This is a genomic window from Priestia abyssalis (genome assembly GCF_002019595.1).
Lineage (GTDB): Bacteria > Bacillota > Bacilli > Bacillales > Bacillaceae_H > Bacillus_BA > Bacillus_BA abyssalis.
The window spans coordinates 2,075,093-2,089,853 of sequence record NZ_KV917369.1 but is presented as its reverse complement, the minus strand read 5'-3'; the positions used below and the strand labels follow the sequence as shown (position 1 = coordinate 2,089,853).

Below are 14,761 nucleotides of genomic sequence, written 5' to 3'. Positions count from 1 at the left end.
GGAATAAATAAAATGAGGCTAATTAGCTTTATTCTTGAAACGATTACGAACCACGGAAACAAACAGCATGAACATAGGAATGATTACCATGAACGGCATGTGAAGGGGGTACTGTATCACATTTAGACCTTCTTCAATATGCTCCGCAAAATCTGAAGCAATCGTCATGGATAAAACGGTAAGAATGATGCCGGCAGGCAGAAGCATTTGTTGGTGACTTTTTAACTTGAATATATCGACCAGTCCGATGACGGCACCATAAAAATAAATAGAGATTTTGAAAAACATCGTAATCAGAAAGGTAAGGACAACAAGCGCATCCAGGCGCTGGATAAACTCAAAAAGATTCACCTTTCCGATGGTTGATAACAATGGAAAAGTAGATCTTTCTACTTCTCCAACACTGAGAACGGCTATATTCAAACTTGCTGTATAGCTTAAGATAAGACCACTTGAAATCAAGACAGACATCCAAACTTTTTTTACTAATTCAGGTCGATTTAAATACGGAAGCAGCATCGTAAAGATAATCGCTTCCCCGAAAGGGAAAAAAGTAGTTAACGGAAATGCGGTTGTCATAATTGGCTTCCAGCCATTTTCGAGAAATGGCTGCAAATTATGAAGATCAACATTACCCGAAAGAAACACTAGCAGATTTCCTGTAAATCCCAAGAAAATGGTAACAACAATAAATACCTCTGCTGTTCTCCCTAACACTTCAACCCCTAGAGAAAGTACATAACAAATGGCAAGAACCAACAATATATTGATGGCCAATAACGGTGTTTTGGGCAATGTCGATGAAAGCAGCAAATCACCGAAGTCACGCAAATTCCGGGCAGCAGCGTACAAAAAATAGACGGTGTATAATAAGCCGATCATCCACCCTATATATTTCCCGAATATTTTCCTGGCATATCCGGTAAGCGGCAGATCAGGATATTGACGAAATAAAAAGTAGTAAATGAAAAATAAAACGATCCCTCCGCACATTCCTAGAAGAATTGCAAGCCACGCATCTTTTTGGGCACCAACTCCATAACTCACAACAAGCGCGCTTCCGAGTTCAAATAAAAACATCATGGCAAATAGTTGAATAATACTAACCTTTGCTTTCTCCAACAGCTGACCTCCCTTCGCTACTTGTCATGACTAGACTTCTCCTTATTTTATATACGGCTTTGTTCGCAACCCTGAACGCCGAATAAACGCTTGCACATTTATTTTGACTTCAGTCTCGGGGAAGATTTCATCATCCCAATTTTTCTTGATTCTCTTCCACAATTTTGGGTCCTCACGGTTAACTGTTTCACCAAAACGAAAAATATCGCTTTTTTGTTCTTTAGCGGCGTCTACGGCCATCCTGATTTCCTCTTTTATTTCCTTCTTCATCTGTTTTTCAAGTTGTTCAATGGTTTCATGTTTATCAAGATCGGTTGGACAATGGACTTCTGAAATGTGACCTTCTGATCGGACTGTAAGATGAATAACAGGTTTTTGGTTCTTTATTTCTGCTTTCATCTTCGTATTGGAGCGCATCAGGTCAACGGCTATTCCCTTTTTTTTCTTTTCACAATCAAGATTCATAACCGTTTTGGTCACTTCATTATTAATCCATGTCGCTCCCCGTGCCGCATCCCCTTCTAACCATTTTTTCAGTTTTCCTTTTTTAAAAATGGCAAGTCCCTTTACCTCGATATCTGTATTGGGAGAGATTTGTTGAACGTTTGTTAGCTTGTTCCCTTCCATTGGGTCACCTATAATTTGAATCCCCGTTAGATTGGCCCCTTCTCCGCTTAATTGCTGAATGACTTGATCAGCACGAGTACTGGCATACTCGCCCCAGATTTTTTTAGTGGCTTCCAAACCTCCGACAATTTTGGCAGCAGGAACGGCCTCTAAAGGTGTCGCAATTTGAAGAAGAGTCTTTGCTGTATTATCTCTTACGATTAAAATCGGAAAAAGGGTACGAAATTGTGCATCACGTTCAATCCAATCAAATAAATCTTGAATTCCTTTGTTTCTCGCCAGTTCCTCCCCAATCACCATTAATTGGACATGGGGAAAAAAAAGCTCTTGAGGTGACTTTGGCGCAATTTTTCGGAGAGCTTCCGCAACAGTACTTCCTGCAGCCGAATAAGTCGTAACAGGAGCCATTTCTGCTTTTCCTCCCCCTTGCCCTGCCGCACCGGCAATTTGCCCTTCATTCATAATTTGGACGGTTACACGATATCTGTTTTCCACATCATCACCGCCTTCGTCAATACCGATAGCACTTACAATGTCAAGGTCTTGTAATTCGGCGCGATCCCAACAGCCTGACAACAACCCCATACATAAAAACATAAAGAACAGGATGAATGGTTTATGTTTCATTGAAATCCCTCTTTGATTCGTTGTCCTTGTTTTGCTCTTCTCTCGGTGACGGACCGAGATCCTTAGTATTGCCGGTCCTCTTTATTTTCGTTTGGTTAATTAGTCGAGGCCGTGTGGACAAAAACGGCTTCGGGAAACGAATGATGGTATCTTTCCAATCAGAAAGAATGAGTGGGGCGAAGGGAGTCAAATAAGGAATACCAAAAGAACGCACACTGCAAGTATGTGCCACTAACACAATGACTCCAAGTCCAATTCCGTAAAGTCCGAAAGAGGCTGCCAAAATCATCATTAAAAAACGAAGTAAGCGCGTCACATCCATCATCGCATAATGAGGGATCGTAAAGCTGGCAATGGCTGTCCCTGCCACTACAATGACCATGGAACTTGAAACAATTCCTGCCGCAACAGCAGCTTCTCCCAATACAAGTGCACCCACGATTGAAACCGCCTGCCCAATAGGCCTTGGCATGCGAACACCCGCTTCCCGCAAGACCTCAAATGTTAATTCCAACAATAGAGCCTCTATAAATACCGGAAATGGAATTCCTTGTCGCTGTGCGGTCAAGCTCACTAATAAAGGTGTTGGAATCAATTCCGGGTGAAATGCAATAAACGCAATAAAAAGCGACGGCCCAAACAGGGTGATTAAAAATGAAATAATCCTTAGAGACCTCAAAAAACTGGCAATATTCCAACGCAAGTAATAATCTTCGGCCGTTTGAAAAAATTGAATCCATGTGGCTGGTAAAATTAAAGGATTAGGTGTACCATCCACAAAAATAGCGACACGCCCTTCCAACAACTCTCCTGCCACCACATCCGGGCGTTCTGTTACAAACATGGTCGGCCAAGGTGTCCATGTGTCGTCATTAATCCATTCTTCGATTGTGTTGGAACCAAGAATTTCATCTGCTTCAATTTTACCGAGCCGCTCTTTGACTTCAGTAAGAAGCTTATCATTGACAATCCCTTTTATATACACTATAGCGATATCGGTTTGTGTAATGTTCCCGAGCTTCATCGTTTCAACCCATAGATTAGGGCTCTTAATTCTGCGCCGAACCATGGATGTATTGGTAATAAGCGCCTCAACAAAGCTCTCTTTAGGTCCTCGGACAGCAGGTTCTGTCGCAGGTTCTGTAATTGCCCTTAATTCCCCGCCTTGTGCAGAACAACCGATGGCCTGACTTGAACCGTCGATAAAAACAATTGTTTGGCCAGATAAGAGGGAAAGGTACAGCTTTTTCCAATCCTTTATGTCCTCAGTTGTCCCGACTGTTAAAACATTTTCTTTTATATGTGTGAATAATTGATCCTGCGATTGCAAATCATTGCTTCCAGTATCGGAAGCGTCATTCATCAACCTTTCTATGATCGAACTTCCGATGATATCTTTATCTCCCAACCCATTTATATAAACAATCGCTACTTTATGCAGTGAAGATTTTCCGAGTTTAAATTCACGGATCATTACGTCACCGCTATTCCCTAAATCTTCTTTAATATTTGCAAGGTTTTCATCTAAATGTTGACTGATTTCGTCTTTGTTTGAAATAATTTCTGTTTCTTCATATTTCTCCGTATGTCTTCTTTTTTTTCGCTTTTTGATTAATCGGTTCCATCCACTGTTCATATTCCATAACACTCCAAATCTGCATTGTCATCGAATGAAGTGTTCGATGTTTCATCTAAATATTCATTTTCTCCTTCTTTCCTGATTTAATACCTTTTTCTTCCTCCTCAGAGTTTCTTCATCATTTGCCTATTGGCTGCTGAACAGCCTCATATCTGTTTAGATTGGGGGCCCATACACATCCTCCTTTTCTGAACCCCCAAAAAGGAAAAGAGGCTTTTGAACAGCCTCTTTTCCCTTACAGCATATAATATTTTAAGTATTTTTATTAAATCGCAACCGTTTCCGGCCATTAAATCCACCAACTACTTGCCCATCCGGACGATACACTTCTACTTTCATCGAATTAACCCACTCCGTTTTTTACTTATCATTTCGTTTTATTAGATACTGAAAGGACCCGTTACTGAATCCTTGATTTTACTGGATTCTCATGACGGGTCCTTTCAGTAGGGTGGCTCAAAAGGCTTGATTTCCAGGCCTTTTGAGCCACCCTATTTATTTTTTTCTTCCTTTTCTAAATCCCATATAAAAAAGCAGACCGCTGTAGGCAACAAATCCTAAAATCGAGAACAGCGCCTGTTTGTAATTGCTCCATATATGCTGAATCCCTGTTATCAACACCCCTTCTGTCTGCAGATAATATAGATAGAAGATAAGCAAACCGATCGAAATCAAGAAAATGGATCTCAATGTCCGGGCGAAGTTGATGCTCTGAAGCATATTTCCTTTCTTTTTCACCTTTTTTTGCTTCCCTTTTTTCACTGGTGTCTTCGTTGTCGAGGGGGCTTCTTTCGGCTCTTTTTTTACCTTTCCGCCCCTTTTTTTGACTGTTTCCTCAGGCTGCTGCTTGTCTTGATTAACCTCTCCCTGTTTCTTCACTTTCCCCGTTCTTCTTTTCACCTTTGTTCCTTCCATTCTTTTCATCCCTTTTATTCGTTTCGTTACTATTAACTATAACGAATATGTCCATGTTCTGTCAGCCTTTTAAATTAAGACTCTTTTAAAGATCATGGTTGGATTTTCTAAATCAATCTATATAGCCAATTGAACTACTCACCGCTTAACCCCCTTATGGGCTGTTTGAAGCGGGAGATTCCTAAGAACACCAGTGTATCCACCAGTTATGGATTAGGCGATCCCCGCAGTCCCTGCGGTTAGAAGTCTTACGGCTTCGTTTTTTAGGTTGATTCCTGCGTTAACATCCCGATGATGATGGGTATGACACTTAGGACATTCCCATTCACGCAATCCGAGATGTTTAACGTCTTTGTTTTGGTGGCCACAATCGGAACAAAGCTGACTGGAAGGAAAGTTTTTCCCTACCGTTATCACTTGTTTTCCATACCATTTTGCTTTGTATTCCATCATCGTTTTGAATTGTGACCAAGATACCTCGCTGATTGCTTTAGCAAGATGGTGATTTTTAAGCATATTACTTACAGACAAGTCTTCCATCCCGATGATGTCGTGGTTTTTGACAATCTCAGTGGAAATTTTGTCCAAGTAATCTTTTCTCCTATTCGCAATCTTTTCATGAATACGGGCGACTTTCCTTTTGGCTTTGGACCAATTCGCACCGCCTATGGTTCTTCTGCTCATCACTCTTTGTGCTTTCGCTAACTTTTCTTCTAACGCGCGGAAAAATTTTGGATTCGAGTAGATGGTTCCATCTGAAAGAATGGCAAAATCTTTTAAGCCGACATCCAGTCCAATAGCTGAATGGGTTTTTGGTAATTCCGTTACCTCCGATTCGGTAGCTAAGGAAACAAAATATTTATCGGAAGGATTTCGCCTGATGGTCGCACTTAAAATTCGTCCTTCAACTTCACGACTTTTCGCAAAACGGACGAGACCGAGTTTGGGCAATTTTATATAGTTGCCTATAACCGCTATATTTCCATTGGTATGTTTGGTCGTATAAGATTGAACCGGATTCTTTTTGGACTTAAAACGTGGTAGCTTATTTTGTTTTTTGTAATAGCGATCATAAGAATCAGCTAACTGTTCGACTGATTTTTGGAGGGCAATACTATCGACTTCCTTTAAAAAAGAGTAGTGTTTTTTTAGTTCGGGAAGTGCTTTCACCGTTTCGTATTTATTTAAACATGTCACTTTCCAGTTATTGGTTGAAAACTGTCCGTTTTGAACCATTTCTTGGACGATCGACCAATAAGCATCTTTTTCTTTTTGTTTACCGAGGAAAAAATTGAAGACGAATCTTGAACAGCCAATGGTTTTATTCATTAGCTCCATTTGTTTTTTGTTGGGGTAGACACGAAACTTGTAGGCTTTGTTCACTAACATGTAGTTCACCTCACAAATAAGAACATTTGTTCCTATTATACCATCATAAGGAAAATTTTGTCTACCGCCAACCGACATTCATCTCCCACCTACTCATTGGGCTACGCCCTTCACCTTCCTTGAGGTGGGAGTCTTCTGTCGGTAAATGATAAAAAAGTCGATGTTTTCATCGACTTTTCTTATGTAATTCATTATAAATCGTTTCTCGGTAAACGCTTCCAATTGTTATAAAAATGAACCCATAGCTAAAATCAATTTATTCCTTGGATAATATTACTGAACCTGTTTTGAATGACCCACTCATAGTTAAAGCGGCTTATTTATCAAACCTTTTTATTTTAATGATTTTCTTCTCATCCATTGTGTCGCAGCCCACTTATCTCCATTTATAACTGGTGCTCCACCATGTAAGGTTAGCTCGTTTAAAGTCTGATCATGATAAAAATATTCGAAGTACACTGCCATCCCCTTTTGTGGAGAAACTGAAAAATTAAGCTTAGGAAAAAAGGTTTCTCCACCCTGCTCTACATCGTTTAAGTACATGACGAGTGTGCTAATTCTAGGATTATTAACTGATTTATTTGCTGACGAAAAAAAGTCAAAATGTGCTTTATACTCTTGACCGATTTTATAATTAAGCACTTGAAGACCCTCTCCATGTTGGGCAGGTACATTCATGATAGACGATATTCTTTTTTCAACTCTTGTGATAATGTCGTTTTCGCTTTCTTTCAAAAACGTACTGCTACTTGTTCTGAGTTCATTTACTTCACGTACATCTCCAATTTTTGAACGCTGAAGATTATCTTTTGACAACCTAATTAGCTCATCACATTCTTCATCACTTAACACATTTCCCAGAATGACGATTAGTGGTTCTTCTAATCTAGCAATTATATTAATTTCTCTATCTTCTGTTTTAATTTTATTGCCAATGTGATTAAAAATAGTTTGTTCTTTAATCGTTAATTCTTTAGCATCCATTATCAACGTTCATCAACCTTTTCGAATATTTTTATTTTTCAAAATAATTAGCTGAGTCTGTTACTGAAAGCGTCCATTCATTAAATAGTATAAGCGCTTTCATCTAAAGGGAAGATCGTGATAGCTTTTAACTTCTATATAAGGTTTTATTTCCCCCTCCTTTTCAAATGATGTTCATTTTCTTACTGATTTCGGTATCAAATTTTACACCTTGCATTAGTGTATATCTATCATTTTATTACTATTTTTTATAAAAAAGAAGAGTTATTTTACGCTCTCAGCCATGCCTAAAGAGATGGCTCCTTTAAGCCTTAAACCAAAAAGGCCCTGTCCGGAAACCCCAATTGAATCGAAAATTCCGTGACAGGGTCAAATAACCGTTCTGTCATATATTCACGTTCATTGAGACCGGGTGAAACGATCAGACCGCTTTAATCAATTTTTGGAATAATCCCCGTATCTGTTTGATACCCTGCAACCGGATAGGCCGGAATTTCATACCAGCGCTCTTCCTCCACGTCAAACACCTCTTTCGAAGCAATTCCATACAAAATAGCTTTCAGTGCTTGATAGTTTTGCTTTGTCAAATAACCATTCGATTTTTGCCCCAATCCGCCCTCTCGGGAATTCCCTTTCGTCTCAAAGAAAATGGCCGGATTACTGTGTTTTTCTGGATTCAGCCCGTCATAGTCCAATCCAAGCATCATACCGGAGACGACCCCGCCTTTAATATCAATATCGTATTTTTGCTCTCCCGCACCTACTTGATAACGGTCGATATGTGTATAACCATACTTGTTTAGTTCGTCATAAACATATGTGACCATTTGTTTCGTCACCTTGTTATACAGGCCATCATAGATGTTTGGCAAGGTCGGTCCATCCGGAGCCAGTGATACCCCTAAGGAGAACGATGTAGACTCATTTGTCCCATAAACCGTTTTGAATCCTTGGTGATGGAGGTCAATCGCATAGTCAGGCTTAACCTCCACCCAATACTTATAAACAGTCAATGATTCTTTTGCTTCAAATCCACCTTCTTCTTTCCAGTCACGGTTCAGGTCGACGTATTGACCAGTTTCTTGTACTAGTGTCTGACGTTTATTCATAATGGAGCCATCGGGATTATACATTGGAATGACATAAATTGTGAGCTCTTCTAAAATGGTTTCAACATCCGCATTTTGGCTGCTGCTCAAATTTTTCAGAATTTGCAGCGCTGCCTCTGTTACAAGCTTTTCATCGCCATGAATTTGGGCCTGTATCCATACTTTCGTTTTGCCTGTTCCGATGGTTGCGGCATAAATACTTCGATTTTGTTCCGTCTTTCCGTACTGATCGAGTGTAAACACCTCAACTTTTCCAAGACCGTGGCTGCTATGCTCGATTTTATGTAAGGTTTTTTGCATATCCTCATAGGTTACGATACTATTTAACGTATCATTCCCATTGGTTGATGGTCCTCCCGGAGTTGTTGGCTCTTGCGCAACCCCTGGAGAAGCGATGGCCATGCATGCGGCTAAAGGTATCAGTACCTTCTTTGTGAATTTCTGTTTCAACATCAACGATTCCCCCTTATAAGAATAGGGCACGAAGTACTAGTTGTTTCTCAAGCCCTTCCTGATTTTTACCAAATCTATTAAATAAATTTGACAAACTTATCCAAAAACCTTTAAATAGGCCGAAAATTCGATATATTTATCTATAAAAGAAACTCTGATCATACGATAGCCTCACCCTACACGGATTGAATAGCAGGTCTATCGTACGAACAGAGTTATTTGGAATTGTTTTTTCGCTGATATCGATAACGATTAATGTTTGCGAAGCCTTAAAAGCAGAGAATATATGTATTCACCCCATGAGAGCACAGCGAAATGAATAGGAAGAAAAATGGTCCCAAAACTTCTTTCGAACCAACCGTGTTCGATATAAAAATGTTTGAAATAGAACCACCAGAAAATAATAGACGATTCCCATTTATAAATGATGTTGTTGACAATACTTATCAACAAGCTCTTCGATTTGGTCATGTTCTGGAAACTCTCCCGAAAATGTAAATGTAATTTCCTCTATGAACTCCCCATTTTGATATACATGAACTGCTCCATTTTGATTAATAACACTAAACTCAGGTTCAAACCGATAACCGCTTCGTTCAATTGCGCCCATGATGTCTACTCCTTTTTCAATGGCTCTATTCTTTTTGATCCTTCTTTATTATGAGCCAAAATAGGAAAAAATAAGTATTACCCGAAAAAGAGAGATTAAAAAAAGCAAACTCCAACACCCCATTGGGTTTAGAGTCTGCCTTTTTAACAAGATTTCCTTTATAAACTGTTTCATTCGATGAGAAACTTGTGGGCCAGGACCATTTTGTCATGAAAGCCGTTTAACGCGGCCGTTGAATTTCTGCTTCCAGTAGCCGTGGGACATGTCCGCAACCGCGACACCCGTTGAACTTTGCGATCCTATGAATTTACCATTACCTACATAGATTGCAACATGTCCATCTTTTTTATAAGTATCAAAGAATACGAGATCTCCCGGCTGCATTTGGCTTACCGGCACTTGTGTTCCCATTCGCTTTAAACTTTCCGTACTGACGGAGCCAACCGATCCTAGTTTAATCCCTACTTGTGAAAAGGCCCAGTGCACAAACGCAGAACAATCAAATAATCCATTGGCTATATCGTATTGATTTCGGCCGCCGCCAAACACATAAGCAGAATTCCCGATCCACTTATTACCGACCGTCACGACATCCCGAATATTGCTGCTTACAGGAACTGTAGCTTCATCTGAATATGTTTCTTTCATGGCTGCTTGTCTTCTTGCTGCCTCCAATTCTCCGCTCCGCTTTAGTTTCTCTATAATATCTTGCTGGATGGAAGACTCTTGCAGAGCCAAACTTCCGTCTTTTTTCTGCAGCTCAGCCTTTAAGCTTGCATTTTCTTTTTCCTTCGCTTCCAACTCTTCGATTAACGCATCCTTTTGGGCTTTCTGTTCCTTTAATTGGGCCATCATACCGTCAAGTTCTGTTTTCAAGCCTTGTAAATCGGCTAACTTTTTCTGGACAATTGCTTGCTTCTCTTCTAATTTCTGTTGGTCTTCCTGCGTTTGTTCCAGTATATCCTGGTCGGCTTTTGCGATGGTGCTCACAGCAACCGCCCGTTCAATAAAGTCTCCAAAGGTTGAAGAGCCAAGCAATACTTCCAGGTAATTAACTTTCCCGCCGCTTTCTTGAAAAGAGCGTACGCGTTCTCTTAATAATTCATGACGCTTTTCAAACTGTTCTTTTAATATCGCAATCTCACTTTCCAGCTCTTTAATTTCAGCTGATCTTTTTGTAATTTCTTCCTGCGTTTCTTGAACTTTTATCTGATTTTCATTAAATGCTAAATCAAGGCGCTTAATTTGCTCAAACATTTTCCTTTGTTCCTCTTGAAGACGGACAACTTCCTTTTCCGCAAGTTGTATACGTGACTGTGCCTCTATGCGCTGTTGTTGAATGGCCTCTTTTTTCATTTTCATCTCATGAATCGATTCAGCAAAGGCAGCCGGACCCGTAAACAAACTTCCCAATCCAAGCATCATTGTTGTATTTAATACTACCATCTTCCGTTTCAACACTATATTATATCCTCCAATTTCCTCTCCCGGTCAAACCGTGAATCTATATGTGATGTAATCAATAAATGAAAAATAAGCATCGATTAAACATTTGAAAGTCATTTCTGGCAAAATAGGAAAATAGATACAACTCTTTTTCCCTCCAAAATTATACCATGAGTTAACGGTTAAAAAGCATCGATTATATTACAACTACATTACATTTTACAAAAAACCCCTCTCCCCCACCTGGATTTTGTTGATTTGACGAATAACGGAATGACACACACTCCATTTATTGAATTCCATCCTAAAAACCTTTTTACTTCCATCGATTATGTACTTTTTTAAAAAATCACCTATAGGCTATTCAATCTGAGACTCCAAAAAATTTCGAACAAAGATTAGAAAAACTGATGTTGCAAGAACAATAAAACTCCCCTTTCTACTCGTGAAAAAGGGGAGCACAACAAAAGTCTTCTAGAGCTTTAAAGCAATATTTTTCAATTGAGTGTAGTTTCGCAGTGCCTCCAATCCCTTTTCACGGCCGATGCCGCTTTTTTTATAGCCGCCGAAAGGCATCTGAACCCCTCCTCCGGCACCATAATTGTTGATGAAAACTTGACCGGCTTTAAAACGCTTTGCCATCGTATGGGCGCGCTGTATATCTTTCGTCCACACACCGGCGACAAGGCCGAATTCCGTACAGTTAGCAAGCTCAATCGCTTCTTCCTCATTTTCAAACTTGCTTACAACAAGGACGGGACCAAAAATCTCTTCTTGAATCAACTTGCTGTTCCAAGATAATCCTTCAATACAGTCATGCTCATTCCTCATCATCCATTCAAGAAAGCAAGGGCAGCTGATCGATAAATTTCCGTTACTTCCGCCAGCTCATCCAAATCGATATATTCATTGATATGGTGAGGGATTTCCCGGTCTCCTGCGCCGATCGTAATAATCGGAACGCCTGCCAGGTGAAGAAATGTCCCATCCGTTGCCCCTGGAACTCCGTAATAGATCGGCTCTTTTCCTGTAACATCCCGGTAAGCTTTATCGACCGCCCGGACAACGGGATCGTTTCGATCCGTTTTCGTCCATGGGCGGTCTTCGATCAGTTCGGCCTCTGCCCGGAAATCAGGATCCGTTTTTTTGAGATTCGCAAAAATGTCTTGAATTTGTTCAAGCAGCACCCCGTGATCTTGCCCTGGAACCGTTCGGATATCGAGCGTTGTCATGCATTGATCAGGCATGACATTAATCTGGGGTTCCCCCTCCACCGGAGCCCTTAAGATGGTCGGGGTAATACTTGGCCAGCCGAGGTAAGGATGCTTGCCCAGACGCTCTTTTTCCGCATTTTCCAGCTTCTCCAGCTCTACGATGATTTTTGCCATTCTTGTATTCGGATTAATTCCAGATAAAGGCATGGCCCCATGCGCCATTTTTCCAAACGTTTTGACGATGACCCGCATCGCCCCTTTTTGAGTGATGCATAAATTGTTTTCCCCCGGCTCACATATGATAGCGCCGTCCACGCCTTCAGCCCAGCCGCGTTTAATGAAATGTTTGATTCCAATCATCAATCCTTCTTCATCACATGGAATGCACAAAATAATTTTCCCCCGGAAGACTTCTCTGTCTTTAATGATGGAATGGACGGCCGTAACGGCGGCAGCTAAATTTCCTTTCGTATCGTTCGTTCCTCTTCCATACATCCTTCCATCCACAATCTCCCCGCTAAACGGCGGATATTTCCACGAAGACAGGTCGCCTTCTGTCACCACATCTGTATGCCCTTCAAACAACAGCGTTTTCCCCGGCTTCCCTGAGTCCAAAATCCCGATGACATTCGGCCTTCCCGGCACCACTTCTTCTACATGCACGTCCACCCCCATTTGCCGCAAATAACCCGTCATAAATAATGCCACCTTCTGCTCGTTTCCATCGGGATCGTTCAGCTTATACACACTTGGGATTCTCACCAGTTTCTGCGTAAGGGAAATCACTTCCTGTTTATCTCTTGTTAATCGTTCGGATGCTGCCGTTTCTCTCATTTTCGTTCCTCCTTTATCTTTGATTAAGAGACTTCCATCAGGGGGAACCTTTTCACCCCTGATGGTTGAATCTGACCTTCTGTCCGAGCCCGCTCCGGCTTTTTGGTGACCTGTTATCCTTTAGAGGAAGACACAGGGCGTGACTGCTTCTGGAATACCACTTCACCGTCTATGATTGTCATGTGTACGGACAAGTCCTTTATGTTTTCTGGATCGGCTGATAAGATACTGGAATCCAATATCACAAGATCGGCGAGCTTTCCTTTCTCAATGCTTCCTTTCATGTCTTCTTCAAAACTCGCATATGCCCCGTTCCATGTATAGGCGCGGATCGCTTCCACCACCCCGACCCGCTGGCGGCCGCCAACGAGCTGGCCCGATGCGGTTTTCCGATTCACCGCAACATGGATTCCGAACAGCGGATCATAGTGCGTCACCGGGCAGTCCGATCCGGCAGCGGCTATGATTCCATTGTCGATATAATCCCTCAGCGGGTACATCTCATTAACGCGGCTGCCGTAATTTTTCACATAGCTTTCGCCGAATTCGTAGAAAAACGGCGGATTAGGGATAGGAATCACACCCAGTTTTTTCATTCTTTCCTGCAGATCCGCAGAAGCAATCCCAGCATGCTCGATTCGGTGACGGTGATTTTTCCGCGGTTGTTCATCAAGTGCTTTTTCAATGCAGTTCAAAACCATTTCGATGGCCCGATCCCCCTGAGCGTGCGCCGTGATTTGATATCCTTTTTTGTGCGCTTCCCCTAAAATGCGGTCAAGCTCCTCCTGCGAGTAATAAAGGATTCCGAAATTTTTGGAATCGCTTGTGTATGGCTGACGCGTAGCAATGGTCGGTCCCGTGCTGCTTCCATCTGTAAATACTTTTGCCGGCCCTATTTTAAAGAACTCATCACCAAGACCTGTCACAATTCCCGCGCTCATTATATTGTCTACAAAACGGGCAGAGTCGTTCAGCGTGCAAATCACCGCATACACCCTAACGCGGATGTCCTTGGCCTGGACCGCCTGCTGCATGATGCGGAAATTATCCGTATCTAATACGCCTGCATCATGCACGCTTGTTATGCCGGAGGAGATAAAATGGTCGGAGGCCGTTTTCATGCCTTTTCGCAACTCTTCTTCTGTATAACTCGCGATTTCATTCATTGCCATGTTGGCCGTCTCGACAAGCCTTCCCGTCGTGTTCCCATCGACATCGCGTTCGATGAACCCGCCTTCGGGATCAGGGGTAGTCCGGTCAATCTTTGCGATCTCCAGCGCTTTGCTGTTGACGATCGAAATATGCCCGCAAGTCCGGAGAATGAGGATCGGATGCTCGCTTGAAATGTGGTCAAGCTCCTCTTTCGTCGGGTAACGTTTTTCCTTGATTTTCGTCTCATTGAATCCCCAGGCCCTCACCCACTGGCCTTTTGGAGTTTCCTTCGCTTTGTCCCGAAGATCCGATAAAATGTCTTCAAGCGACTTGATATGATCCGCTTTACAATTGACGGCCTGCTGATTCACCCCGTACATCGTCAAATGCAAATGTGAATCGATAAAGCCCGGAAGAAGGCTTTTTCCTTCCAGGTCAATTACTTTTGTTTTTTCTCCGATAAATACTTTCACCTCCTCATTCGTTCCGACCGCTTTAATGCGGTTTCCTTCCACCGCAACCGCTTCTGCTATCGTATTGCGCTCGTCGACCGTGACTACCTCACCATTCAAAAATACTAGATCTGCGATTGTCATGTTTTCCTCCTTCTCTCCCCTTGCGTTTTTTGTGGGAGAATATA

Annotated in this window: 11 protein-coding genes and 1 pseudogene; all 12 read right to left on the bottom strand. The window is 41.7% G+C overall.

Going from position 1 to position 14,761, the window contains the following annotated elements:
* Positions 1-18: 18 nt before the first annotated feature.
* The 12 genes and pseudogenes from BK575_RS09570 to BK575_RS09510 all read right to left on the bottom strand — a co-directional run bounded on the left by BK575_RS09570 (position 19) and on the right by BK575_RS09510 (position 14,717).
* Positions 19-1,122 (bottom strand): GerAB/ArcD/ProY family transporter, encoded by a 1,104-nt coding sequence (locus BK575_RS09570; protein WP_078410175.1) that lies wholly within the window; start codon positions 1,120-1,122, stop codon positions 19-21.
* 42 nt (positions 1,123-1,164) lie between these two features.
* Positions 1,165-2,376, bottom strand: a complete 1,212-nt coding sequence (locus tag BK575_RS09565; RefSeq protein WP_078410174.1) for a Ger(x)C family spore germination protein — start codon at positions 2,374-2,376, stop codon at positions 1,165-1,167.
* Positions 2,366-4,012, bottom strand: coding sequence for a spore germination protein (locus BK575_RS09560; RefSeq protein WP_078410173.1), 1,647 nt, complete (start codon positions 4,010-4,012; stop codon positions 2,366-2,368). Before BK575_RS09560 ends, BK575_RS09565 begins: the two co-directional genes overlap by 11 nt.
* Positions 4,013-4,510: 498 nt before the next feature.
* Positions 4,511-4,930, bottom strand: coding sequence for a hypothetical protein (locus BK575_RS09555; RefSeq protein ID WP_078410172.1), 420 nt, complete (start codon positions 4,928-4,930; stop codon positions 4,511-4,513).
* A 213-nt stretch (positions 4,931-5,143) separates the two neighbouring features.
* The gene (gene tnpB, locus BK575_RS09550; RefSeq protein ID WP_078414725.1) at positions 5,144-6,319 is read right to left on the bottom strand and encodes an IS200/IS605 family element RNA-guided endonuclease TnpB; all 1,176 of its coding nucleotides are present in this window, start codon (positions 6,317-6,319) and stop codon (positions 5,144-5,146) included.
* Positions 6,320-6,652: 333 nt separating this feature from the next.
* On the bottom strand, positions 6,653-7,303 hold the full coding sequence (locus BK575_RS09545) for a 2OG-Fe(II) oxygenase (protein ID WP_078414724.1): 651 nt from the start codon (positions 7,301-7,303) through the stop codon (positions 6,653-6,655).
* 431 nt (positions 7,304-7,734) lie between these two features.
* Positions 7,735-8,865 carry a M14 family zinc carboxypeptidase gene (locus BK575_RS09540; RefSeq protein ID WP_078410171.1) on the bottom strand — a complete coding sequence of 377 codons (1,131 nt, stop codon included), beginning with the start codon at positions 8,863-8,865 and terminating at the stop codon, positions 7,735-7,737.
* A 418-nt stretch (positions 8,866-9,283) separates the two neighbouring features.
* Complete coding sequence (locus tag BK575_RS09535; protein WP_078410170.1) at positions 9,284-9,475, bottom strand: YbxH family protein; 192 nt, start codon at positions 9,473-9,475, stop codon at positions 9,284-9,286.
* Between the two features lie 207 nt (positions 9,476-9,682).
* Entirely contained in the window at positions 9,683-10,936 is a 1,254-nt protein-coding gene (locus BK575_RS09525; protein ID WP_328589494.1) for a coiled-coil domain-containing protein, read from the bottom strand.
* Positions 10,937-11,395: 459 nt separating this feature from the next.
* Positions 11,396-11,713: pseudogene (locus tag BK575_RS09520) on the bottom strand (aldehyde dehydrogenase family protein); the annotation flags it as partial.
* A gap of 38 nt (positions 11,714-11,751) precedes the next feature.
* Entirely contained in the window at positions 11,752-12,969 is a 1,218-nt protein-coding gene (locus tag BK575_RS09515) for a M20 family metallopeptidase (RefSeq protein WP_078410167.1), read from the bottom strand.
* A 113-nt stretch (positions 12,970-13,082) separates the two neighbouring features.
* On the bottom strand, positions 13,083-14,717 hold the full coding sequence (locus BK575_RS09510) for an amidohydrolase (RefSeq protein WP_078410166.1): 1,635 nt from the start codon (positions 14,715-14,717) through the stop codon (positions 13,083-13,085).
* Between the last annotated feature and the right edge of the window lie 44 nt (positions 14,718-14,761).

Excerpts from the sequence above, each read along its gene's own strand:
- BK575_RS09515 (WP_078410167.1), bottom strand. The coding sequence starts at position 12,969 with ATGAGAGAAACGGCAGCATCCGAACGATTAACAAGAGATAAACAGGAA.
- BK575_RS09540 (WP_078410171.1), bottom strand. The coding sequence starts at position 8,865 with ATGTTGAAACAGAAATTCACAAAGAAGGTACTGATACCTTTAGCCGCA.
- BK575_RS09560 (WP_078410173.1), bottom strand. The coding sequence starts at position 4,012 with ATGAACAGTGGATGGAACCGATTAATCAAAAAGCGAAAAAAAAGAAGA.
- tnpB (WP_078414725.1), bottom strand. The coding sequence starts at position 6,319 with ATGTTAGTGAACAAAGCCTACAAGTTTCGTGTCTACCCCAACAAAAAA.
- BK575_RS09555 (WP_078410172.1), bottom strand. The coding sequence starts at position 4,930 with ATGGAAGGAACAAAGGTGAAAAGAAGAACGGGGAAAGTGAAGAAACAG.
- BK575_RS09510 (WP_078410166.1), bottom strand. The coding sequence starts at position 14,717 with ATGACAATCGCAGATCTAGTATTTTTGAATGGTGAGGTAGTCACGGTC.
- BK575_RS09545 (WP_078414724.1), bottom strand. The coding sequence starts at position 7,303 with ATGGATGCTAAAGAATTAACGATTAAAGAACAAACTATTTTTAATCAC.
- BK575_RS09565 (WP_078410174.1), bottom strand. The coding sequence starts at position 2,376 with ATGAAACATAAACCATTCATCCTGTTCTTTATGTTTTTATGTATGGGG.
- BK575_RS09535 (WP_078410170.1), bottom strand. The coding sequence starts at position 9,475 with ATGGGCGCAATTGAACGAAGCGGTTATCGGTTTGAACCTGAGTTTAGT.